We start from the raw sequence: 23262 nt of genomic DNA on the forward strand, positions 1-23262 counted from the left end.
GAACCGGCCCCGCCACCCACGAACCCCCTGCCGCCCGACCTTGCGACGCGAGAAAGAAGGCTTCCATGCCCCCATCGACGTCCAGCGACCTCACCCTGTCCGTCAACGGCGAGAAGTACACGCTGACCGTCGACCACCGCACCACCCTCCTCGACGCCCTGCGCGAGCGCCTGGATCTGACCGGCACGAAGAAGGGCTGCGACCAGGGCCAGTGCGGTGCCTGCACGGTCCTGGTCGACGGCCGCCGGGCCGTGTCCTGCCTGCAACTCGCCGTGGCCGCCGAGGGGCGTGAGATCACCACCATCGAGGGCGTGGCCGAAGGCGATCGACTGCACCCGGTGCAGCAGGCGTTCCTCGACCTCGACGGTTTCCAGTGCGGCTACTGCACGCCGGGGCAGATCTGCTCGGCCATCGCCCTGATCGAGGAGCACGCGGCGGGCTGGCCCAGCGCCGCCACCGACGACATACGCCCGCAAGCGGGACCGCCACCGCTGACGCCGGAGGAGATCCGGGAGCGGATGAGCGGCAACCTGTGCCGCTGCGGCGCGTACGTGTCGATCGTCCAGGCCGTGGCCCGGGCCGCCGAGGCCAAGGGGGCGGTGGCATGAGGGAGTTCGGCTACCAGCGCGCCTACGACGTCTCCGGCGCCGTGGCGCTGCTCGACGGCGACGGGGAAGCCCGTTTCCTGGGCGGCGGCACCAACCTCGTCGACCTGATGAAGACCGGCGTCGAGCGGCCCGCCCTGCTCGTCGACGTCCGGGAACTGCCCCTGAACCAGATCGAGCCGACCGGCGACGGCGGGCTGCGCATCGGTGCCACCGTCACCAACAGCGACCTCGCCGCCCACCCCGAAGTCCGGCTCCGCTACCCGGCGTTGGCGCAGGCGGTGCTGGCCGGGGCCTCCGGGCAGCTGCGCAACATGGCCACCGTCGGCGGGAACCTGCTCCAGCGCACCCGCTGCGGCTACTTCGCCGACGTCACCTCCGCCTGCAACAAGCGCAACCCCGGCAGCGGCTGCCCCGCCGTCACCGGTGAGCACCACAACCACGCCATCCTGGGCGCCTCCGACCAGTGCGTCGCGACGCACCCCTCCGACATGGGTGTGGCGCTCGCCGCCTTCGACGCCGTCGTGTCCTACGAAACGGCCGACGGGCCGGGGGAGTTGCCGCTCGCCGACTTCTACCTGGCCGTGGGGCAGACCCCGCATCTGGAGACGGCGCTGCCGCCGGGTGCGCTGATCACCTCCGTCACCCTGCCGCCCGCACCGGTGGCGGCGAACTCGCGCTACCGCAAGGTGCGCGAGCGCGCCTCGTACGCCTTCGCCATCGGCTCCATCGCCGCCGCCCTGGACGTCCACGACGGCCGCGTGCAGGACGTACGCCTGGCCTTCGGGGCGGTCGCCTCCCGCCCCTGGCGGGCCCGCGCGGCCGAACGCGCCCTGATCGGGGCCCCGGCCGACGCCGAGACCTTCGCGGCCGCCGCGGATGCCGAACTGGCCCATGCGAAACCGCTGCCCCACAACGGATACAAGGTGACCCTGATGCGCAACCTCGTCGTGGCCGGCTTGAGCGAACTCGCCGAGGAGGCCGCCCGATGACCACCGCCACCCAGGGCTCCGTCGGCACCGCCCACACCCGCGTCGAAGGCCGCGACAAGGTCACCGGAGCCGCCCGCTACGCCGCCGAGATCCCCTTCGCCGAACTCGCCCACGGCTGGCTGGTCCTGTCCACCGTCGCCCGCGGCCGCATCCGATCCGTGGACACCGAACCCGTCCTCGCCATGCCGGGCGTTCTCACCGTGCTCCACCACCACAACGCCCCGCGCGTCGACAGCGACTACATCGGCTTGCTGGGCGCCCGGCCGGACCCGACCGTCGCCCTCTTCCAGAACGACCGGGTCGCCCACATGGGCTGGCCGGTGGCGCTGGTCGTCGCCGAGACGTCCGAGCAGGCCAGGGAGGCCGCCGAGGCCCTCGTCGTGACGTACGACGAGGAACCGCACGACGTCGCGTTCTCCGCCGAGCGGCAGACCGAGGCGTATCCGGTCGACGGCCATGCGCCGGGCGTGATGGTCAAGGGCGACCTGGAGGCCCAACTCGCCTCCTCCGCCGTCGTGGTGGACGCGGAGTACACCACCCCGGAGGAGCACCACAACCCTATGGAGCCGCACGCCGCGACGGCCCTGTGGGAGGGCGGCCGGCTGGAGGTCGTCGACTCCAACCAGGGCACCATCTGGGTCGCCGGCGAGCTCGCGAACCTGTTCTCCCTCGACCCCGCCTCCGTGCGGGTGCGCTCCGAGCACGTCGGCGGCGGCTTCGGCAGCAAGGGCGTCCGCGCGCACCAGGTGGCAGCCGTGATGGCCGCGACCGTCCTGCAACGCCCGGTCAGGGTCGTCATGACCCGCCGGCAGATGTTCTCGCTCGCCGGCTACCGCAGCCCCACGGCCCAGCGGGTCAGGCTCGGCGCCGACGCGGACGGGCGGCTGCGCGCCCTGGAGCACCAGTCCCTGAACATGACCTCGTCCGTGCACGAGTTCGTGGAGCCGAGCGCCGCCGCGAGCCGGGCGATGTACGACGCCGACGCGCACCATACGGCCAGCCGGATCGTGCGGCTCGACGTACCCACCCCGACCTGGATGCGGGCACCCGGGGAGGCGCCCGGCTCGTTCGCGCTGGAGTCGGCGTTCGACGAGCTCGCCGAGCGGTGCGGCATCGACCCGATCGAGCTGCGCGTGCGCAATGAGCCCGCAGTGGGCCCGGTGTCCGGGCTGCCGTTCAGCAGCCGCAACCTGATCGCCTGCTTCCGGGAAGGCGCCCGCAGGTTCGGCTGGGCCGACCGGGACCCGCGGCCCGGCGTGCGCCGAGACGGCCGCTGGCTGCTCGGCACGGGCACCGCGGCGGCCTCCTTCCCCGCGGGAGCCATGCCGTCCACGGCGGCCGTCACCGCGGAGGCGGACGGCACCTTCACGGTGGGGATCAACGCCGCGGACATCGGCACCGGCGCCCGCACCGCGCTCACCCTGGTCGCCGCCGACGCGCTGGGCGTGCCGACGGACCGCGTCCGGGTGCGCCTCGGGGACAGCGACCTCGGTCCGGCGATGATCGCCGGTGGTTCGATGGGCACCCGCTCCTGGGCGTGGGCCGTCACGGCGGCCGCCGAGGAGCTGCGGCAGAGCCTCGCGCCGAGCGCCGACATTCCGCCGGAGGGCATCACCGTTCGGTCGAACACGGCCGAGGCCGTCGGCGCCCTGGCACAGAAGGAACGGCACTCCTTCGGGGCGCAGTTCGCCGAGGTCGCCGTCGACCCCGCCACCGGTGAGGTCCGGGTGCGCCGCATGCTGGGCATCTTCGCGGCCGGCCGGATCGTCAACCCGCTCACCGCCCGCAACCAGCTGGTCGGCGGCATGATCTGGGGCATCTCGATGGCCCTGCACGAGGAAGCCGTCCGGGACCGGGCCACGGGCGGTCTCTACGGCGCCGACCTCGCGGGCTACCACGTCGCCGCGCACGCCGACATCCCGCACATCGAGGCCGACTGGGTCGACGACCCCGACCCGGACGACCCGGTCGGCATCAAGGGCATCGGCGAGATCGGCATCGTGGGCGCCGCCGCGGCGGTCGCGAACGCCGTGTGGCACGCGACCGGCGTCCGCCACCGGCGCCTGCCCATCCGCCCCGACCGAGTCCTGATGGCGGACGGCGATGCTTGACCTCGCCGGGCAACTGCACGCATGGGCCGAGGAGGGCCGGGACTTCGCCGTCGCCACCGTCGTGGCGGTCGGCGGCAGCGCCCCGCGCCCTCCCGGCGCCGCCCTGGCCGTCTGCGCCGACGGCACGGCCATCGGCTCGGTCTCCGGCGGCTGTGTGGAGGGCGCGGTGTACGACCTGTGCCTCCAGGCCCTCCAGGACAGGGAGACCCGGGTCGAGCGGTTCGGCTACAGCGACGAGGACGCCTTCGCGGTCGGCCTGACCTGCGGCGGGGTCATCGACGTCATGGTCACCCCGTACGACGCCGACGATGCGGCTCAGACCGCCGCACTGCCGGCCGCCGCCCACGACGAGCCGGTCGCTCTCGCCCGAGTGGTCCAGGGTCCGGCCGGCCTTCTCGGCCGGGCGGTGCTCGTACGCCCCGACGGCACCCACGAGGGCGGCCTCGGCGGCCACCGAGAGCTGGACCGCACGGCGATCGCCCAAGCCCGTGCCCTGCTGGAGACCGGCCGCACCGGGACGGTCGAGGTCTCGGAGGACGGCTCGCACTGCCCGGGCGGACTCACCCTGCTCGTCGAGTCGGCGGTCCCGCCGCCCCGCATGATCGTCTTCGGTGCGATCGACTTCGCCGCCGCCCTCGTACGGGCGGGCAAGTTCCTCGGCTACCACGTCACCGTGTGCGACGCCCGCCCCGTCTTCGCGACCAGGACCCGCTTCCCCGACGCCGACGAGATCGTCGTCGACTGGCCCCACCGCTACCTGGCGGGCACGGACACGGACGCGCGGACGGTGCTGTGCGTGCTCACTCACGACGCCAAGTTCGACATCCCCCTGCTGACCGAAGCCCTGCGGCTGCCCGTCGCCTACGTCGGAGCCATGGGCTCCCGCCGTACCCACGAGGACCGCGGCAGGCGGCTGCGGGAAGCGGGCGTCGGTGAGCGCGAGCTGGCCCGGCTCAGGTCACCCATCGGCCTCGACCTGGGCGCCCGTACGCCCGAGGAGACCGCCCTGTCCATCGCGGCCGAGATCGTCGCCGCGCGGCACGGCGGCACGGGCCGGCCGCTCACCGGCGCGGACACCCCGATCCACCGGGACGAGCGGGCGGCCGGACCGCTGCCGCAGCCGGTCTGAGCGCCGACCACCCCGGCGACACGCCGGAGCCGGCGAGATGCCGTGACCGACGACATGCCGTAACCGACGACATGCCGGAGGGGCCGCAGCCGTCACCGGCCGCGGCCCCTCCGTGGCACCGTGCGCGAGCGGGTCAGGCGGCGGCCGGCTCCGTGGCGTGGCCGTGCAGACGCGCGATGACCTCCGTCAGCTGCGCGGCGACCTCGGCGTCGTCGGCCGGGTGCGTCTCGGCGAAGCGGGTCATCGAGCCGGGGATGGACAGCTTGACGTCCTCCAGCACCTTGCCGCCGGCCACGCCCACGGACTTGCGGGTCTCGTCGTGCGCCCAGACACCGCCGTACTGGCCGAACGCGGTGCCGACCACGGCCACCGGCTTGCCGCTGAGGGCACCGGCGCCGTACGGGCGGGACAGCCAGTCGATGGCGTTCTTCAGGACGGCCGGGATGGTGCCGTTGTACTCGGGCGTGAACAGGATCAGGCCGTCGGCGACGTCGGCGGCCTCGCGCAGCCTCGCGGCGGCGGCCGGAACGCTGCCCTCGACGTCGATGTCCTCGTTGTAGAAGGGGATCTCCGCCAGTCCTTCGAACAACTCGACCTCCGCACCCTCGGGGGCGAGCTTGACGGCGGCCTCGGCGAGCTGGCGGTTGTGCGAACCCGCGCGAAGGCTGCCGACGAGGGCGAGGATACGAACAGACATGCTGACTCCCAGGTAGTGAAAGACGGCTCCGAAATACTGCCGTCACGATCCGGACCGAGGTCCGTTTAATGTTGTAGCACCCTAACCGGACCGCGGTCCAGTTTTGTTCCCGATGCTTTACGCTGGCTTCATGGCCACCCTCCCGCCCCCCTTCCCGACGCCCCAGGAGTCCGTCGGCCACCCCGAACTGCTCCAGCTGGGCACCGCCCTGGAGCCCGACGAGCCCTGCCTGCGGGCCGACGCCGCGCGCAACCGGGCCCGGCTGCTGGAGGCCGCCGCGCGGCTGGTGGCGGAGCGCGGCGCGGACGCCGTCACGATGGAGGCGGTGGCAGCCGAGGCCTGTGTGGGCAAGGGCACGGTCTTCCGCCGGTTCGGCGACCGCACCGGCCTGCTGACGGCGCTGCTGGACCACTCGGAGAAGAAGTTCCAGGCCTCGTTCCTCACCGGGCCGCCGCCGCTCGGACCCGGAGCGCCGCCCGTGGAGCGGCTGCGCGCGTTCGGCCGCGCGATGCTGCGCCGCTCGGCCGACGAACTGGAGCTGCAACTGGCGGCCGAGCCGGACGCCGGCCGGCGCTTCATCGTCCCGCCCCGCCGGGTGCTGCGCCACCACGTGGGCATGCTGCTGCGGCAGGCCGTCCCGGAAGCGGACTGTGAACTGCTCTCCCACACCCTGATGGGCCAGCTCGACCCGGCCCTGATCCACCACCTGACCAGGCAGTGCGGGATACCCATGGCCCGTCTGGAGGACGCCTGGGTCGACCTCGTCGACCGTGTGACGGGCACGGCCACGGGCGGCTGAGTGCCCCTCCGGGCCCCCGTGACCGCTCACGGCTTCCTCACAACTCCCCCGCCCGATCGGCGCATTGAGGCTTCTGCCAAGATGCCGTACGTCATGGTGCAGATACCCAAAACGCCCGCGCCCCCGTCGCCCGCACCGTTGCGCTCCGTGCCCACGAGCGCCGATGTGGCCCGCCTGGCCGGCGTCTCGCGCGCGACCGTCTCCTACGTCCTCAACAACACCAGCGCCGTACGGATCAGCGAGCCCACCCGCCGCCGGGTCCACGAGGCCGCGAAGGAACTCGGGTACGTCCCGCACGCGGCGGCCCGCAGCCTGCGCGCCGGGCACAGCCGTATGGTCCTGATCCCCGCGCCGACCTTCCCTGTCGGCCCGCTCTACAACCGGTTCCTCACCGACCTCCAGGGCGCGCTCGGCAGCCTGGACTACACGGTGGTGCAGTACGGCACCGGTGGCCCGCACGGCGACGAAGCCGCCCGCGCCTGGGCCGAGTTGCGGCCCGTGGCCGTGCTCGTACCCGGTTCCGGTCTCGGTCCGCGCGGGGTGGCGGTGCTCAAGCGCTCGGGGGCGCGGGCCGTGGTCACCCTCGGCCCCGAGACCATCGAGGGCGCGCACGCCCTGCTCATGGACCACGACGTGGTCGGCCACAGTGCCGGCGCTCACCTTTACGACCGGGGCAGGCGCCGCATCGGCGTCGTCGTCCCGCAGGAGCCCGGCCTGGAGGCGTTCTCCGCGCCCCGGCTCGACGGTGTGCGCCAGTCCGTGCGGGACACCGACGCCACGGTGACCGAGCTGCCCCTCGCCTACGACGAGGAGGCCGCCGCAGGCCTCGCCGCCCGCTGGCGGGACCTCGGACTGGACGCCGTGTTCACCTACAACGACGAGTACGCGATGCTGCTCATGCGGGCCCTGAAGGACGCGGGCATCCGGATCCCCCAGGAGACGGCCGTGATCGGCGCAGACGACCTGATGCTCGGCCGACTGCTGCGGCCGCGGCTCAGCACGGTCCGCCTGGAACTGCCCTCCGGCCGGGAACTCGCCGAACTGGTCGACCGCGCCGTGCGCAAGCCCGGTACCGAGCCGGAGACGCACAAGGTGCTGGGCGCGACGGTGCTGCACCGCGAGTCGAGCTAGTCGGCCCTGCCGGGGGCGGCTCAGCGGCGGCTGATCGGGTTCGCACGGCAGCCGGGCGGGTTCGGGTGGTTGGCGCTCGGGTTCGGGTGGCAGCCGGTTCGGTGGCAGCCGGTCGGGTTGGGGTGTCGGGTTGGTCCGCGTGGCCGCCGCTCGGGATCGCGCGGAGACCACTCGGCTTCGCTTGGCAGCCGGTCGGGTTGGCGCGGCAGCTGCTCGGAATCCCGCGGTCACGGTCGGGATTCTGCGGTCACCGCTCGGGATCATTCCGCCGCCGGTCAGGATCACACGGAAGCCGGTCAGGATCGCACGGCGACCGGTCGGGTTCGCCTGGCGGCGGGCTGGGTTCGCGCGGCCTCCGCTCGGCAGCCACTCGCATCGCCGGTCGGTTCGCGTGGCCACCGATCCGGACCGCGCGGCCCCGAGACGGACTGCGCGGCCCCTCGGTCCGGACTGTGCGGCCTCCCGGGCCGGACCGCGCGGCCCTCCGGCCCGGACCGCGCGGCCCTCCGGCCCGGACCGCGCGGCCTTCCGGCCCGGACCGCGCGGCCCCCGCGGAGGCCGATCGGCCGCTCATCGGCCCGCGGCATGACTAGGATGTTGCATGCTCAACAAAACGGGGGCGCGTACGCACGCCGCCGCGGCCCGCGCGGCTGCGGCCCGGTCGGCGCGTCCCGCCCTGTGACCGCCGAACCGGCCGCACACTCACGGGAGTCCCGCTCACCCGTCAGCCGGTGACCGATCGATCGGAGAGCCGTCATGCCGTTGCTCGACACCAGGACCTGGCAGCCCCAGACCCTGACAGGCCCCGGGTACACCGTCACCGAGCCCGCCACCGGCCAAGCCCTCGGCACCCTCGCCCTCGCCGGCCCGAAGGACGTCGAGTCCGCCGCCGACAGGGCCGCCGCCGCCCAGCTCGAGTGGGCCCGCGCCCCGCACTTCGCCCGGGCCGCCGTGCTCCGCAAGGCCGGCGACCTGTTCACGGCACACGCCGCCGAACTGCGCGAATGGCTCGTCCGCGAGTCCGGTTCCATCCCCGGCAAGGCCGACTTCGAACTGCACGTCGCCGCCCAGGAGTGCTACGAGGCCGCCGCTCTCGCCTCCCGCCCGGCCGGCCAGGTCCTGCCCAGCGAGGCGCCGCGCCTGTCGTACACGCGCCGCGTCCCGGCCGGTGTGGTGGGGGTGATCTCCCCGTTCAACGCCCCGCTGATCCTGTCCATCCGCTCCGTCGCACCGGCCCTGGCCCTCGGCAACGCCGTCGTCCTCAAGCCGGATCCGCGCACCGCCGTCTGCGGAGGGCTGTCCCTCGCCGCGGTCTTCGCCGCCGCGGGCCTGCCGCAGGATCTGCTGCACGTGCTCCCCGGCGGCCCGGACGTCGGACAGGCCCTGGTCGCCGACCCGCGCGTGCCGGTCATCTCCTTCACCGGCTCCACCCCCGCCGGGCGGGCCGTGGGCGAGGCCGCCGGCCGCCACCTCAAGCGGGCCCACCTGGAACTCGGCGGCAACTCGGCCATGATCGTGCTGCCGGACGCCGACCTCGACGCGGTGATCTCCACCGCCGCCTGGGGCTCGTTCTTCCACCAGGGCCAGATCTGCATGACCACCGGGCGCCACCTGGTGCACGCGTCCCTGTACGACGAGTACGTCGAGCGGCTCGCCGCCAAGGCCGACTCGCTCGCCGTCGGCGACCCCCACCGCGAACAGGTCCACCTGGGCCCGATCATCGACTCCGGCCAGCTCGCCAAGATCAGCGGCCTGGTCGAGTCCAGCAAGGCCGCCGGCGCCAAACTCGCCGCGGGCGGCACCCACGACCGGCTCTTCTACCGGCCCACGGTCCTCGCCCACGTCGGCGACCACACCCCGGCCTACACGGAGGAGGTCTTCGGACCCGTGGCGCCCGTACGCTCCTTCACCACCACCGACGAGGCGGCGGCCCTGGCCGCGCAGAGCCCCTACGGACTCTCCCTGGGCATCGTCACCCGCGACCCGGCCCGCGGCCTGGACCTCGCCGAGCGCATCCCGACCGGCATCGTCCACATCAACGACCAGACCGTCAACGACGAGGCCGTCGCACCCTTCGGCGGAGTCGCCGCCTCCGGCACCGGCGCCCGCTTCGGCGGCGAGGCCAACCTGGAGGCCTTCACCGAACTGCGCTGGACGACGGTACGCGGAGACGTGGCTTCGTATCCGTTCTAGGGCCTGTTGCGAAAGTGCCCTCTGCCGCGCGACGCCCGGCACGCTCCCCTACTGCCTTGAGGGCGTGGGAGGTTGCCCCCACTTGCCGCACCGCCCGAAAGCCCGAGTACGCCCAGTACGGGGGCTTCCGGGCGGTGCGGCGAGAGCACGCACCGGACCCGGCGGGGCCGCCCTCCGGGCGACGAGGCCACTTTCGCAACAGGCCCTAGCCCTGCGGCGCCTGCTGGCCCTCCTGGGCCTGCTGCTCGGCGATCGCCTTGCGGACGTCGTCCATGTCGAGGTTGCGGGCCTGCCCGATGACGTCCGTCAGGGCGGCCTCGGGCAGGGCGCCCGGCTGGGCGAAGACGGCGACCTGATCACGGACGATCATCAGCGTCGGAATCGACTGGATACCGAAGGCCGCGGCCAGCTCCGGCTGCGCCTCGGTGTCCACCTTGCCGAACACGAGGTCCGGGTTCTCCTCCGCCGCCTTCTCGTAGACCGGCGCGAACTGCTTGCACGGCCCGCACCAGGACGCCCAGAAGTCGATCAGGACGAACTCGTTGTCCGTGACCGTCTGGTCGAAGTTCTCCTTGGTGAGCTCCACGGTGCTGCTCATGGCGTAAATCCCTCTTCCTGGTGTGGGTCAAGCCGTCGGCACAACACGGCCGACCTGGTACGTATTCCGCGCCCCTACCCGTGTGGCCAGGGCGCACACCACCCACCAGACTGACCCCATGACGGAAACGGAAACCAACGCGTACGACGTCGTGGTGCTCGGGGCCGGGCCCGTGGGGGAGAACGTCGCCGACCGCACCAGCGCGGCCGGTCTGACCACCGCGGTCGTGGAGAGCGAACTGGTCGGCGGCGAGTGCTCGTACTGGGCGTGCATGCCCAGCAAGGCCCTGCTGCGGCCGGTCATCGCCCGCGCGGACGCCCGCCGCGTGCCGGGCCTGAGCCAGTCGGTGCAGGGCCCCCTCGACGCCTCCGCGGTCCTCGCCCACCGGGACTACTACACCTCGAACTGGAAGGACGACGGGCAGGTCGGATGGCTCGAGAGCATCGGCGCCGACCTGTACCGCGGCCACGGCCGCCTCACCGGCCCGCGCACCGTGACGCTCACCGCCCCGGACGGCGGTGACCGCGTCCTGACCGCCCGGCACGCCGTCGCCGTCTGCACCGGCAGCCGCGCCGCCCTGCCCGGGATGCCCGGACTCGACGAGGTCCGGCCGTGGACCAGCCGGGAGGCCACCAGCGCCAAGCACGTGCCCGGCCGCCTGATCGTCGTCGGCGGCGGCGTCGTCGCCGCCGAGATGGCCACCGTCTGGCAGGCCCTCGGCTCGAAGGTCACCATGCTGGTGCGCGGCAAGGGCCTCCTCGCCCGCATGGAGCCCTTCGCCGGAGAACTCGTCGCCGAGGCGCTCACCGAAGCCGGCGCCGACGTCCGCACCGGCACGTCGGTGGAATCGGTGACCCGCGAGAACGGCAGCGTCGTCGCCGTCACGGACGGCGGCGACCGCGTCGAGGCCGACGAGATCCTCTTCGCGACCGGCCGCGCCCCCCGCACCGACGACCTCGGCCTGGAGACGATCGGCCTGGAACCCGGCTCCTGGCTCGACGTCGACGACAGCCTCCGCGTCACCGGCCACGACTGGCTGTACGCGGTCGGCGACGTCAACCGGCGCGCCCTCCTCACCCACCAGGGCAAGTACCAGGCCCGCATCGCGGGCGCCGCCATCGCCGCACGGGCCACCGGCGAGACCCTCCTGGCCCAGCCCTGGGGCGCCCACGCCGCGACCGCCGACCACGCGGCCGTCCCCCAGGTCGTCTTCACCGACCCGGAGGCGGCGGCCGTCGGCCTGTCACTCGCCGAGGCCGAGCAGGCAGGGCACCGGGTGAAGGCCGTCGACGTGGACCTGTCCACCGTCGCGGGCGCGGGCCTGTACGCCGACGGCTACAAGGGCCGCGCCCGCATGGTCGTGGACCTGGAGGACGAGATCCTGCGCGGAGTGACCCTCGTCGGCCCCGGAGTCGGCGAGCTCATCCACTCCGCCACGATCGCCGTCGCCGGCCAGGTCCCGATCAGCCGCCTGTGGCACGCCGTCCCGTCGTACCCGACGATCAGCGAGGTGTGGCTGCGGCTGCTGGAGGCCTACCGCGACGCCTGACCTCCGGCCGTCCCCCGACCGGCCCCGGACTTCCGGCGGCCGGTCGGGATCCGTCCAAGGTCACGCGTGCGCCGGCACCACCAGCTCCCGGTAGTCGTCGCTCCACAGGTCCTCCTCCGCCTCCGGCAGCAGCAGCACCCGGTCCGGCCGCAGCGCGTAGACGGCTCCCTCATCGTGCGTGACCATGACGATCGCGCCCGGGTACGTGCCCACCGCGCCCAGGACCTCGGCACGGGAGGCCGGGTCGAGGTTGTTGGTGGGCTCGTCGAGGAGCAGCACGTTCGCGCCCGAGTGCACCAGGCCGGCCAGGGCGAGCCGGGTCTTCTCGCCGCCGGAGAGGACGCCGACGCGCTTGCCGGCGTCGTCGCCGGAGAACAGGAACGCGCCCAGGACCTGGCGGACTTCGCCGTCGGCGAGGTGCGGGGCGGCACCCGCCAGATGCTCACGCACCGTCAGTGCCGGGTCCAGGGTGTCGTGTTCCTGGGCGAAGTAGCCGAGGCGCAGCCCGTGCCCGTGGACCACCCGGCCGCTGTCCGGCGTGTCCTGCCCGGCGAGGATCCGCAACAGGGTCGTCTTTCCGGCGCCGTTGGGTCCGAGCACCACCAGGCGGCTGCCCCGGTCGACGGCGAGATCGACGCCCCGCAGGACGTGCTGCCCGCCGTACGACCTGGTCAGGCTGACCGCGCCGAGCGGGATCCGGCCACAGGGCGCCGGCTCGGGCAGCCGGATCCTGGCCGTCTTCTCGGCGCGCCGGGCCGGTTCCAGGTCCGCGAGCATCCGGTCGGCGCGGCGGGCCATGTTCCGCGCGGCCACCGCCGTCGCGACCCGGGCCCGCATCTTGCCGGCCTGGGCGTGCAGTGCCGCCGCCTTGCGCTCCGCGTTCGCCCGCTCCCGGGCCCGTCGCCGTTCGTCGGCGTCCCGCTGGGCCAGGTACTCGTCCCAGCCGGTGTTGTGGACGTCGAGCGCGGCACGCCCCGGATCCAGGTGGAAGACCCGGTTCACGGTGCCGGCCAGCAGGGACGTGTCGTGGCTGATCATCACGAGCCCGCCCTGGTGGTTGGTGAGGAACCCGCGCAGCCAGGTGACCGAGGCCGCGTCCAGATGGTTCGTCGGCTCGTCGAGCAGCAGCGTGCCGTGCCCGGCGAACAGGATGCGGGCGAGTTCCACGCGCCGGCGCTGACCGCCCGACAGGGCGCGCAGCGGCCGGTCCATCACAGCCGCGGGCAGTCCGACTCCGGCGGCGACCCGGGCGGCCTCCGCCTCGGCCGCGTAACCGCCGCGCGCCTGGAAGTCGGCCTCGGCGCGCACATAGGCGTTCATCGACCGCTCCGTCCCGTCGGCCATCGCGGCCTCGGCACGGCGCAGCGCGCGTACGGCGTGGTCCAGGCCGCGCGCCGACAGGATCCGGTCGGTGACGGTCACCGACTGGTCGGCCGCGCGCGAGTCCTGCGGGAGATGGCCGACGTCACCGGTGCGGGCGACGGTTCCGGCGGCGGGCCGCAGGGCGCCCGCCAGGGTGTGCAACAGGGTTGTCTTCCCCGCGCCGTTGCGGCCGACCAGGCCGATGCGGTCGCCGGGGGAGACGTGGAAGGAGACGCCGGACAGCAGCAGACGCGCGCCCACGCGCACGTCGACGTCACGAACGGTGATCATGAGAAAACGCTCCGAACAAGCAAGAGGACACACGGGTGGCGTGGAAGCGGGTCCTCGGCTAGGAAATTCGGGGCGTAGACATGGACGTCACGGTAACGGAGGCGCCTGCCGCGCGCCTCCGAATTTTCCGCGGCGGACAGCGTGGGGCAGCTGTCGGCGTCATGGCGGAAGTCGGCGTCATGACGAAGTCGGCGTTCATGGCAGCTCGAAGCCGAGCGCCCGCGCGGCCTCCTCCGGCGTCGGCTGGGTCCAGCGCTCCGTCACCGCCCGGTTGGACGACAGCGAACGCGACTCGGCCCGGTCGAGATACAGGACCCCGTCGAGATGATCCGTCTCGTGCTGCACGATCCGCGCGGGCCAGCCCGTGAACACCTCGTCCAGCGCGTGCCCGTGCTCGTCCTGCCCGGTCAGCCGGACCTCGGCGGGCCGCGCCACCACCGCCTGCCAGCCCGGCACGCTCAGACAGCCCTCGAAGAACGCGGCCCGCGCGCCGCCGACGGGCTCGTAGCGGGGATTGACCAGCACCCGGAACGGCTGCGGCACCCGCCCACGCGCCAGCCGCACCTCCTCCGGCACCGGCGCCGGATCCTCGATCACCGCGATCCTGAGCGGCACACCGACCTGCGGCGCCGCCAGCCCGACCCCGGGGGCCGCGCGCATGGTGATCCGCAGGGCCTCGACGAACCGGGCCAGCAGCGCGGGCCCCAGCTGACCGTCGTACGGCTCGGTGCCGCGCCGCAGCACCGGATCGCCGGCCGCCACGATGGTCAACGGACCGTCGACGGCGAGGAGTTCCTCGACCCGCTCGGCCAGGGGCGCGCGATCGCTCGGAGTTCCCATCGCGTCAGGATGACACGGCAGCCCCCACCCTCGTGTGCGGCACGTCACACGCACTCTCCGGGAACTGGACGCCCCTTCGGCCCGACTACTGCACCGCAACGGCCACGAAGACGTCCCCGGGAGAACCCGCCGATGACCACCGCTCCCTCGACCACCACGGACGAGGCCCCGCAGTCCGCCACCCCACCCACCCCGAAGCGCAGTTGGGGCCCCTTGCGCCCGCTGATCCTCCGCCTGCACTTCTACGCCGGGGTACTGGTGGCCCCGTTCCTCCTCGTCGCCGCCACCACCGGCCTGCTGTACGCCGCCTCCTTCCAGGCCGAGAAGATCGTGTACGACCACGAACTGTCTGTCCCCGCGGGTGAGCGGAAGCTGCCGATCAGCGAGCAGGTGGCCGCCGCCCGCAAGGCCCATCCCGAGGGCACCATCTCGGCCGTACGCCCCTCACCCGAGGCGGACGCGACGACCAGGGTGCTGCTCTCCGGTGTCCCGGGCGGCGACGACGGGCACACGCTCGCCGTGTTCGTCGACCCGTACACCGCGAAGGTGCGCGGCTCCCTGGACCAGTACGGCTCGACCGGTGCGCTGCCGTTGCGCACCTGGATCGACGAGTTCCACCGGGACCTGCACCTGGGCGAGCCGGGCCGGCTGTACAGCGAACTGGCGGCCAGCTGGCTGTGGGTGATCTCGGCCGGCGGACTGGTGCTGTGGTTCTCCCGCCGCCGTGCCCTGCGCAAGGTGCGGGGCACGAACGGACGGCGCCGCACTCTCGGACTGCACGGCAGCGTCGGAGTGTGGGCGGCGGCCGGCTTCTTCTTCCTCTCGGCGACCGGCCTGACCTGGTCGACCTACGCCGGAGCCACCATCGACGAGTTGCGGACCTCGCTGGGTCAGGCCACCCCGGCGGTGTCGGCGTCGGCGAGTGGTGAACACGCCGGCCACGGCTCCGCCGCAGGACAGGCCGGCGACGCCGCGCACGGGGTGGGCCTGGACAAGGTCCTCGCGGCGGCCCGGGCGGAGGGACTGGGCGACCCGGTGGAGATCGTGCCGCCGGCGGACGAGAAGTCGGCGTACGTCGTCAGGCAGGTGCAGCGCAGCTGGCCCGAGAAGCAGGACTCCGTCGCGATCGACCCGGCCAGTGGTGAGGTCGTGGACGTGCTGCGGTTCGCCGACTACCCGGTGCTCGCGAAGCTCACCCGGTGGGGCATCGACCTGCACACCGGCATCCTGTTCGGCCTGGCCAACCAGATCGCCCTGATGCTGCTCGCGCTCTGTCTGGTCCTGCTGATCGTCTGGGGTTACCGCATGTGGTGGCAGCGGGGTCGCGGCACCGCCTTCGGCCGCCCGATCCCACGCGGCGCCTGGCAGCAGGTGTCGCCACAGATCCTGGTACCGCTGCTGGCGGGCGTCGCCGTACTCGGCTACTTCCTGCCCCTGTTCGGCATCCCGCTGGCGGCCTTCCTGGCCGTCGACATCCTGCTGGGCGAGATCGCCTACCGGCGGGGACGGCGGACGTACGGGGCGGGCACGCCGGCGCAGTAGCGGACCCGCCGATGCGGCAGGGGACCCGCCGACGCACAGGTGCCCGGCTCCCCATGGGGAACCGGGCACCTTCGGACAGGTACCGGTCAGCTCTGCTCGAAGTCACCCGCGAGCGCCGAGGCGATCCGCAGGTGCGACTCCGCCTCCTCGTGCCGGTTCTGCCGCTGGAGCGTCCGGCCGAGCATCAGCCGGGCGTAGTGCTCGACCGGGTCCCGCTCGACGATCGTCCGCAACTCGGCCTCCGCACGGCGAAGTTGGGCCGAGTGGTAGTAGGAGCGCGCCAGCAGTAGCCGGGGCCCGGTCTGCTCGGGCACCTCCTCGACCAGCCCGCCCAGGACCCGCGCGGCAGCGGCGTAGTCCTTGGCGTCGAAGAACATCCGCGCGCGCTCCCAGCGCTCCGCCGGTGTCCCGTGGGCGTAGTACGTCGCGTCGTAGGTCGTGTTCACTCGTGCCTCCTTCGAGGCCGACAACCGAGCGGGTTGGTTCAATATTCCACTACAGGGCTGGCCGCTACTCGGTCAGGGCGGCCGGCGACACGGGAACGCGGGCGCGGCCCGAATGACGCGCGACGCGGGCCCATCCACCGGACTAGGTTGTGCGCCATGAGCAATCTTGAGCGCGAGGCGGCTCCCTCCCCGTGCGGTGGCCGCGGCTTCGTCGTAGCCGAGCCGGTTCGCGAACTCCTCAGTCCTCGCCACGTCAAGCTGGGCGAATCCAGCGAGGTCCGCAGGCTGCTGCCCAACCTCGGCCGCCGTATGGTCGGGGCCTGGTGCTTCGTCGACCACTACGGCCCCGACGACATCGCCGACGAACCCGGCATGCAGGTGCCGCCGCATCCCCACATGGGCCTCCAGACGGTGAGCTGGCTGCACGAGGGGGAGGTGCTGCACCGCGACTCCACCGGCAGCCTCCAGATGATCCGGCCGCGCGAACTGGGCCTGATGACCTCGGGCAGGGCGATCAGCCACTCCGAGGAGAGCCCGCGCTCGCATGCCCGTTTCCTGCACGGCGCGCAACTGTGGGTCGCCCTCCCGGACGGCCACCGCCACACCGACCCGCGCTTCGAACACCACGCCGGCCTGCCTGTCGTCACGGCGCCCGGCATCAAGGCGACGCTGATCCTCGGCGACCTCGACGGCGCGACCTCGCCCGGCACGGCGTACACCCCGATCACCGGCGCCGACCTGGCCCTCACCCGAGGCGCGGACGTACGTCTCCCCCTGGAACCGGACTTCGAGTACGCCGTCCTGTCCATGTCCGGCGAGGCCCACGTGGACGGTGTCCCGGTCCTGCCCGGCTCGATGCTCTACCTCGGCTGCGGCCGCAGCGAACTGCCGCTGCGGGCCGAGTCGGACGCGGGCCTGATGCTCCTGGGCGGCGAGCCGTTCGAGGAGGAACTGATCATGTTCTGGAACTGGATCGGACGGTCCCAGGAGGAGATCGAGCAGGCGCGCAGGGACTGGATGGAAGGGACACGGTTCGGCGAGGTGAAGGGGTACGACGGAGATCCGTTGCCGGCTCCCGAACTGCCGGTGACCCCTCTGAAGCCACGAGGAAGAGTTCGCTGACCTGCGGAAATAGCTGGTTGCCTGGGACGGCAAGCTGATGTGGGGCGGCTCCTACGACATCGACCGCCACGAGGAGACCGCCACGGCCACCGTGCAGTGGTCCGGCGGGGTGACGGATGAGTTCGGGAGGAAGGACTCCGACCTCTCCCAGGCGCTGGCGTTCGCACCGTACGCGACGTTCTACTGTCGGTGCCGGAGACGTTCCCCACAGACAACAGTCAGGGTTTCCTCGGCAACCACGGTGTTCGTGCGCTGCGACATGGTGTATTCCCCGGCTGGCTGCGTGTTCCGGGACACCGCCAAGACGCCGGCGGCTGCCGCGCACGCCTGGCTGACCCAGACGAAGATCCGCGAAGGTGCGCCGCTGAGCTACCTCCCCGACCGCAGGGGCGATACGGGCGAGGACGGTGAGCGCAACAAGTACGGTCCGCGACCCCGACGCCAACCGCAGGGTCATCTGCCCGGACGGCTGGGCCGCCAAATCCGGCCACCCGGACACCACACCGGTGACCGACATCTCCGCCAGCGACAAGCCGTCCTGTGACGAATTCACCTTCGCGGCGAGTTACAACAGTGGCGGGATGCCCTCCGACATGGGCGGCACCAACCCGGTGACCTCGGGCGACAAGTGCGCGCAGACCTACGCCACCAAGCTGTCGGACGGTAATTGGCGTCTTTGCGATAACGAGCGCACGGCCGCGCCGACGTGGTCCGGCTTTGACATGTGTGCATGTATACCTGGTCGCAGGAGATCACCGGCCCCGGCGCCGACCTCGTCCGCGCTGAAATCGACGCGGCCGGAATCCCGGAGGAGAGGGGGAGGGCACGGCGCACCGTGCCTCGCTCGCCTTTCTGGAGCAGCGCTTCGAACTGGCGCTGGCGCGTGATCTGATCCTCGACGCGTCACTGCCCACTGCGCTCGTCAGAGGCCAGCAGCCGCGATGAGCTGTCCCCTGATCGCGCACGGCCCCCGGCACTCCAGTTGGTTCGGGACGCGCGTGCGACGAGGACGACGGCACGTCCTCCGGCGCCCTGATCGGTGTGATCGTCGTCGCCCTGCTCGTGCTGGGCGGCGGGGCCTGGTGGCTGGTCAAGCGCCGGGCTGCCTCCTCCAGCGAGAGCTGACGTGCACCGTTGGTGTCTGGGGCGGCGGCAGTGCCGCCCCAGACACCAACGGGCACCACTGTGAACGTTCTTCAGCCGCCCGGCGTCACAGCGGTAACCGACCGCAAGGGAGTCACCATGACCGCCGGACGTTCCCCTTCCCGATGCGTGGCCACGGCCGCGCTGCTCGGCGCCCTCGTGTCCGCGACCGCAGCCTGCGGCTCGTCGAAGTCCGCCGGATCGGCCGAGACCAACGAGCCGATGAGCACCTGGGAGGAACCTGCCTCGTACTCGTACACGCTGACATCGAGTACCCAGGTCCTAGCGGGGACGTTCCGGGTGGAGGTGCGAAACGGCAAAGCGGCGGAGGTGATCGGGCTCGACGAGGACAGCCGGAGGCAGGCGCAGGATCTGCGAGGCGAAGTACCCACCATCGGCCAGCTGTTGAAGACGCTGAAGCAGGCCCGCGATCAGGACGCGGACACAGCGGACGCGGACTACGCCACCGACGGGCGCCCCCTGCGGATCTCGCTGGACTGGGACAAGAACTCCATCGACGACGAAGCCCTGTACACGATCAGCTCCTACGAACCGAGCCGCGGCTAGCGCGGCTCAATGCTCCCTGCGGCACCGAGCCGCAGGTTCCAGCGGCCGGACCGGCCGGAGAGCTGCAGGGCGGACAGCGGCGGAACGTCGACGCGCCAGAACGACTGTTCAGGCGCACCCATCGCGTGCAGCACTGCTGCACGCACCACGGCCTGTTCAACCACGGCCAAGACCCGGCCCGCATCCGCGGGCAGCGCTTCCAGCCAGGCGGCGATCCGGCGGCACACTTGCGCCACGGACTCGCCACCGTGCGGGGCCGCCTCCGGATCCGACATCCATACAGCGAGCCCGGCCCCGTCGGTGTCCGCGACCTCGTCCAGGGTCCGGCCCTGCCAACTGCCCATGTCCATATCCCGCAGGACCGGCTCCGCAGCGACGGCGTCCCATCCCAGAGCCTGCACCGTCTGACGGCACCGCTGCGAAGGCGCCGTGAGACACACGGTGGCCGCGGGAAGCGATCCGGCGACTCCTCGCGCCTCCCCAAGTGCCCGCTCGTCCAGCGGAGTGTCCCCGCCGAAACGCACGTCGCGCTCCGCAGGGGCTGCGGCGCACAGCAGCGTAAGCCGGATGGTCATGACGGGCCCTCTCCTCAAGGTCGCTTCATCGTAGGTGGCGTACGCCATGTTGGCCGAAGGCCCTATTGCCCCTACCATCTGGGGCGACAAGGACGACGGCGAAAAGGAAGTCCGGTGCAAGCCCGGCACGGTCGCGCCACTGTGTGCCACCCCGCCCGCCAGGCGAAGGTGGTGAGTCAGACCCAACGCTGTCGTCGAGTGCTCCACACGATGCGGGACGCGTAGTTCCCGAGGAGGTCTCGCCATGGCGCAGTCCACTGCCGCCCCCACCCCCACCACCCAGACCCTCACGCCGCTTCCGCTGCGGGCGATCGCCCCCTGGGCCGTCTTCTTCGGCGTTCTGATGCTGGTCCTGCTGTACTTCGTCGGCGCCGAGCAGGGCGCTACGGCCGTGGTCTCCGGTGAGGGGGTGCACGAGTGGGTGCACGACGCCCGCCACCTCCTCGGCTTCCCCTGCCACTGACGGAGTCCTCCATCATGAACTCCGTCACCGTACGCACCCTGCTGGTGCGCGGCATGCTCGCCGGCCTCGCCGCCGGCGTGCTCGCCTTCGTCTTCGCCTTCCTCATCGGCGAAGGCCCGGTGGATGCGGCCATCGCGTTCGAAGAAGCCAACTCCCATGAACACGGCGGCGAGGAACTCGTCAGCCGCACCCTGCAGTCCACCGCCGGTCTCGCCACCGGCGTCCTCGTCTTCGGCGTCGCCATCGGTGGCATCGCAGCGCTCGCGTTCTGCTTCGCACTGGGCCGCATCGGCCGGTTCGGCGCCCGGGCGACGGCCGCACTCACCGCACTCGCCGGGTTCCTGCTCATCTACCTGGTGCCGATCCTGAAGTACCCAGCCAACCCGCCCGCCGTCGGCAACCCGGACACCATCGGCAAGCGCACCCTCCTGTTCGTGCTGATGATCGCGCTGAGTGTGCTGCTGGGCATAGCCGCGATCCTCCTGGGCCGCAGGCTCGCCCCGGCCTGGGGCAACTGGAACGCCTCCATCACTGCCGGCGTCGCCTTCGTCGCGGTCATGGCTGTCGCGATGGCCGTCCTGCCGAACGGGGACAACACCCCGAAGGGCTTCCCGGCGACCGACCTGTGGGAGTTCCGTCTGGCCTCGATCGGCATCCAGGCCGTACTGTGGGCCGGGTTCGGGCTGCTGTTCGGCTTCCTGGCCGAACGCGTCCTCGAGCCGCAGCCGGTCCGCGGCAAGCTCTCCGCGTCGCCCGTCTGACAAGGAAGCTCTACGGCGGGGTCATCGGGGGCGCGCCCGATGACCCCGCCGTTGCTGTGCGTGTGGCCGGTCAGGCGGGTGTCGGCCGGATGGTCACGTCTTTGGCGACCGTGACCTGGCCGACGTCAGTGAGGCGCACCTGACCCGCATGGTCCAGACGCCGGAGAGCGGTATCCGTAGCCGGTAGGCGGCAGGGTGCCAGCGGAACTGGTAGAGACGCGTCGGCGATTCCACGGAGTTGGCGCGGGACAGCGATGCTCGCGCTGTGGCGCTCTGCTACGTCGTTTCAGGAATCCGGCCGCATCTCCCGTCAGCGCCCACTACGGCCAGGCGCTCGCCCGCAGCTCAGCGCAGCTTGTCCTTGGCCTGGTAGTAGGCGCCGCCGAAGGGAAGGAACCAGGCGGTGCCGTTGTAGAAGGGGACCGGGACCTTGGGGAAGCCGAGGCCGCGCAGGGGGTTGGCCTCCGGGCGGCCGTCCATCATCTCGGCGACCGCACGGCCCATGTAGGTGGCCATCTGGACACCATGGCCGCAGTAACCCATGGAGTAGTACAGGCCGTTGACCTCGCCGGCGTGCGGGATGCGGTCCCAGGAGAAGCCGACCCGGCCGCCCCACAGGTAGTCGATGCGCACCCCTGCCAGCTGCGGGAAGCTCGCGAGCATGTCCCGTTTCAGAATCTCTCCGCTCTTGGCGTCTGAGGCCGGGTTGGAGGGGGTGAAGGCTGCCCGCCCGCCGAAGGCGAGACGGTGGTCGGGGGTGAGGCGGACGTAGTGGCCGATGTTCTTCGAGTCGACCACCAAGCGGGCATTCGGGATCAGCTCCTTGGCGCGCGCCTCGCCGAGCGGTTCGGTGACGATGATGAAGCTGCCGACGTTGATCAGCCGCTTACGGAACCAGGGCAGTGACTTGTCGGTGTAGGCGTCGGTGGCCGCCATGACCTGCTTGGCATGGATGGTGCCGCCCAGGGTCTCGACCACGAAGCCGCCGCCCGGCAGGCGGGTGAGGCCGGTGGCGGCGTTGCGCTCGTGGATCTCGGCGCCGGCGCGTTCGGCGGCCTCGGCCAGGCCGTGGACGTACTTGCCGACGTGGAGGGCGGCGCTGTCCGGGTCGAGCAGGGCGCCGTGGTAGTAGTCCGAGCTGAGTTCCGACTTCAGTTCGTCGCGAGTGAGGAGCTGTGTCTCGTGCCCGAAGTTCTCGGCCAGGTCACGCTGTTTGGCCCGCATTGCGTCGAAGTGCCGAGGCTTGGCGGCGACGGCGAGGCGTCCGGCGCGGTGGAAATCGCAGTCGATCTTCTCTGTCCGCGTGATCTCCTCGACGACGTCGACCGCGTCGCGGAAGACGTCGTACAGCTCGCGGGCGCGCTCCTGGCCGTAGCGCTTGCGGGCTTCGGCGGTGCTGATGGTGATGCCCTGGGTGCACATGCTGCCGTTGCGTCCGGAGGCTCCCGAGCCGACCTTGTCCTTCTCGACGAGGACGACCCGGGCGCCCTTGCGGGCGGTGTGGTAGGCGGTGGACAGGCCGGTGAGGCCACCGCCGATGACCACCACGTCCGCCTCGTCGGGCAGGTCCTTCCCGGAACGGTCGGGCAGGGCGGGGGCTGTGTCCATCCAGTAGGGGATCTGCTTCATGGCGTGTGTCCTGTCGTGTTCTCTGTCCCGTGTGGCCGGGTCGCGTGCCATCGGCAGCCGAGCGGCGCCGGCGGGCCCGTCATGTCGGGCAACTGGTCGTCATGCGGTCGTAGCCGCAGTGCTGGGCGCCGCCTCTTCCGGAGTCGACGATCATCCGGGCTGTGCCGTGTGGATGGCGTGCGGCGGCTCGACGCCCCCGCCTTGCGGTGTGTTCTCAGGGCCCGACCGGTTCGGCGACGGTGACGATGTGACTTCCTCTGAGGGAGCGGTGAGCGTGTCAGTCATGCGCAGGACTCTTTCGGTGATCACAGGATGGTGTGCCACGGGAGCATGAGGCCTGGGTGGTCATATGGTCTCGGCTCCGGGGGTGGCGATGCCGGTCGTGGTTTCGACGGACAGCAGGGAGTTCTGTCGGCCGGAGCCGATCCAGCGGACCAGGGCGACCAGGGCGAGGGCGAGGATGGCGAAGGCGGTGAGGATGGCGCTGACGGCGGTGACGCTGGGGTCGATGTCGAAGGTGAGGGAGTTGTAGACCTGCACGGGCAGGGTGACGGTGTCGACGGAGGAGAGGAACTGGGAGATGTAGAACTCGTCGAAGCTGGTGATGAAGGAGAAGATCGCGGCGGCGATCATGCCGGGGGCGGCGAGGGGGAAGGTGATGCGCCGGGCGATGGTCAGGCGGCTGGCGCCCATGCTGGCGGCGGCGTCCTCGAGGCG

The 23262-nt window shown here is 72.1% G+C and carries 22 protein-coding genes; 14 read left to right on the forward strand and 8 right to left on the reverse strand.

Annotation, left to right across the window (positions count from 1 at the left end; translation table 11 throughout):
- The first annotated feature begins 65 nt into the window (after nt 1-65).
- Genes AC07F0_RS08975 through AC07F0_RS08990 form a run of 4 tightly spaced genes read left to right on the forward strand, consistent with a single transcriptional unit; the run spans nt 66 to nt 4837 of the window.
- Nucleotides 66-608, forward strand: a complete 543-nt coding sequence (locus AC07F0_RS08975; protein ID WP_478976159.1) for a (2Fe-2S)-binding protein — start codon at nt 66-68, stop codon at nt 606-608.
- Entirely contained in the window at nt 605-1597 is a 993-nt protein-coding gene (locus tag AC07F0_RS08980) for an FAD binding domain-containing protein (protein ID WP_478976161.1), read from the forward strand. The genes AC07F0_RS08975 and AC07F0_RS08980 overlap by 4 nt, the downstream gene beginning before the upstream one ends.
- Nucleotides 1594-3708, forward strand: coding sequence for a xanthine dehydrogenase family protein molybdopterin-binding subunit (locus tag AC07F0_RS08985; protein WP_478976164.1), 2115 nt, complete (start codon nt 1594-1596; stop codon nt 3706-3708). Before AC07F0_RS08980 ends, AC07F0_RS08985 begins: the two co-directional genes overlap by 4 nt.
- On the forward strand, nt 3701-4837 hold the full coding sequence (locus AC07F0_RS08990) for an XdhC family protein (RefSeq protein ID WP_478976167.1): 1137 nt from the start codon (nt 3701-3703) through the stop codon (nt 4835-4837). Before AC07F0_RS08985 ends, AC07F0_RS08990 begins: the two co-directional genes overlap by 8 nt.
- Nucleotides 4838-4970: 133 nt before the next feature.
- On the opposite strand, the gene AC07F0_RS08995 is transcribed toward AC07F0_RS08990, so the two are convergent.
- Nucleotides 4971-5534, reverse strand: a complete 564-nt coding sequence (locus AC07F0_RS08995; protein ID WP_478976170.1) for an NAD(P)H-dependent oxidoreductase — start codon at nt 5532-5534, stop codon at nt 4971-4973.
- A 130-nt stretch (nt 5535-5664) separates the two neighbouring features.
- Between AC07F0_RS08995 and AC07F0_RS09000 the strand changes: the two genes are divergently transcribed.
- From AC07F0_RS09000 to AC07F0_RS09010, 3 genes are all read left to right on the forward strand, one after another.
- Entirely contained in the window at nt 5665-6333 is a 669-nt protein-coding gene (locus tag AC07F0_RS09000; protein WP_478976173.1) for a TetR/AcrR family transcriptional regulator, read from the forward strand.
- Between the two features lie 81 nt (nt 6334-6414).
- Complete coding sequence (locus AC07F0_RS09005; protein ID WP_478976176.1) at nt 6415-7464, forward strand: LacI family DNA-binding transcriptional regulator; 1050 nt, start codon at nt 6415-6417, stop codon at nt 7462-7464.
- A gap of 756 nt (nt 7465-8220) precedes the next feature.
- The gene (locus tag AC07F0_RS09010) at nt 8221-9657 is read left to right on the forward strand and encodes a benzaldehyde dehydrogenase (RefSeq protein WP_478976179.1); all 1437 of its coding nucleotides are present in this window, start codon (nt 8221-8223) and stop codon (nt 9655-9657) included.
- A gap of 205 nt (nt 9658-9862) precedes the next feature.
- On the opposite strand, the gene trxA is transcribed toward AC07F0_RS09010, so the two are convergent.
- Nucleotides 9863-10255 carry a thioredoxin gene (gene trxA, locus AC07F0_RS09015; RefSeq protein WP_478976182.1) on the reverse strand — a complete coding sequence of 131 codons (393 nt, stop codon included), beginning with the start codon at nt 10253-10255 and terminating at the stop codon, nt 9863-9865.
- A 118-nt stretch (nt 10256-10373) separates the two neighbouring features.
- On the opposite strand from trxA, the gene AC07F0_RS09020 reads away from it, so the two are divergent.
- On the forward strand, nt 10374-11804 hold the full coding sequence (locus AC07F0_RS09020) for a dihydrolipoyl dehydrogenase family protein (protein ID WP_478976185.1): 1431 nt from the start codon (nt 10374-10376) through the stop codon (nt 11802-11804).
- Nucleotides 11805-11864: 60 nt separating this feature from the next.
- Here AC07F0_RS09020 and AC07F0_RS09025 read toward each other — a convergent pair whose 3' ends face one another.
- On the reverse strand, nt 11865-13457 hold the full coding sequence (locus tag AC07F0_RS09025) for an ABC-F family ATP-binding cassette domain-containing protein (protein ID WP_478976188.1): 1593 nt from the start codon (nt 13455-13457) through the stop codon (nt 11865-11867).
- 195 nt (nt 13458-13652) lie between these two features.
- Nucleotides 13653-14297, reverse strand: a complete 645-nt coding sequence (locus AC07F0_RS09030) for a peptide deformylase (RefSeq protein WP_478976191.1) — start codon at nt 14295-14297, stop codon at nt 13653-13655.
- Between the two features lie 132 nt (nt 14298-14429).
- Here AC07F0_RS09030 and AC07F0_RS09035 point away from each other — a divergent pair, with 132 nt between their 5' ends.
- Nucleotides 14430-15839, forward strand: coding sequence for a PepSY-associated TM helix domain-containing protein (locus tag AC07F0_RS09035; protein WP_478976193.1), 1410 nt, complete (start codon nt 14430-14432; stop codon nt 15837-15839).
- Nucleotides 15840-15925: 86 nt separating this feature from the next.
- Here AC07F0_RS09035 and AC07F0_RS09040 read toward each other — a convergent pair whose 3' ends face one another.
- Nucleotides 15926-16216: a tetratricopeptide repeat protein gene (locus AC07F0_RS09040; RefSeq protein ID WP_399406526.1), complete on the reverse strand. Its 291-nt coding sequence runs from the start codon at nt 16214-16216 to the stop codon at nt 15926-15928.
- Nucleotides 16217-16441: 225 nt separating this feature from the next.
- Here AC07F0_RS09040 and AC07F0_RS09045 point away from each other — a divergent pair, with 225 nt between their 5' ends.
- From AC07F0_RS09045 to AC07F0_RS09055, 3 genes are all read left to right on the forward strand, one after another.
- Nucleotides 16442-17407: a pirin family protein gene (locus AC07F0_RS09045; RefSeq protein WP_478976196.1), complete on the forward strand. Its 966-nt coding sequence runs from the start codon at nt 16442-16444 to the stop codon at nt 17405-17407.
- A 37-nt stretch (nt 17408-17444) separates the two neighbouring features.
- A complete protein-coding gene (locus AC07F0_RS09050) occupies nt 17445-17951 on the forward strand; it encodes a hypothetical protein (protein ID WP_478976198.1) in 507 nt (168 codons plus the stop codon).
- Between the two features lie 698 nt (nt 17952-18649).
- Nucleotides 18650-19117, forward strand: a complete 468-nt coding sequence (locus AC07F0_RS09055) for a DUF6174 domain-containing protein (protein ID WP_478976201.1) — start codon at nt 18650-18652, stop codon at nt 19115-19117.
- Here AC07F0_RS09055 and AC07F0_RS09060 read toward each other — a convergent pair.
- Nucleotides 19114-19692: a histidine phosphatase family protein gene (locus tag AC07F0_RS09060; RefSeq protein ID WP_478976204.1), complete on the reverse strand. Its 579-nt coding sequence runs from the start codon at nt 19690-19692 to the stop codon at nt 19114-19116. The genes AC07F0_RS09055 and AC07F0_RS09060 overlap by 4 nt on opposite strands.
- A 244-nt stretch (nt 19693-19936) precedes the next feature.
- Here AC07F0_RS09060 and AC07F0_RS09065 point away from each other — a divergent pair, with 244 nt between their 5' ends.
- Both AC07F0_RS09065 and AC07F0_RS09070 read left to right on the forward strand, forming a co-directional pair.
- Nucleotides 19937-20155 (forward strand): CbtB domain-containing protein, encoded by a 219-nt coding sequence (locus tag AC07F0_RS09065; RefSeq protein WP_046916555.1) that lies wholly within the window; start codon nt 19937-19939, stop codon nt 20153-20155.
- Nucleotides 20156-20169: 14 nt separating this feature from the next.
- Nucleotides 20170-20916, forward strand: coding sequence for a CbtA family protein (locus AC07F0_RS09070; RefSeq protein WP_478976207.1), 747 nt, complete (start codon nt 20170-20172; stop codon nt 20914-20916).
- Nucleotides 20917-21261: 345 nt separating this feature from the next.
- On the opposite strand, the gene AC07F0_RS09075 is transcribed toward AC07F0_RS09070, so the two are convergent.
- Both AC07F0_RS09075 and AC07F0_RS09080 read right to left on the reverse strand, forming a co-directional pair.
- Nucleotides 21262-22545, reverse strand: coding sequence for an NAD(P)/FAD-dependent oxidoreductase (locus tag AC07F0_RS09075; RefSeq protein WP_478976209.1), 1284 nt, complete (start codon nt 22543-22545; stop codon nt 21262-21264).
- Nucleotides 22546-22890: 345 nt separating this feature from the next.
- Nucleotides 22891-23262: ABC transporter permease (locus tag AC07F0_RS09080; RefSeq protein WP_478976212.1), on the reverse strand; the 372-nt coding region annotated here is incomplete at its 5' end.

The organism is Streptomyces sp. NPDC045955, assembly GCF_056430805.1.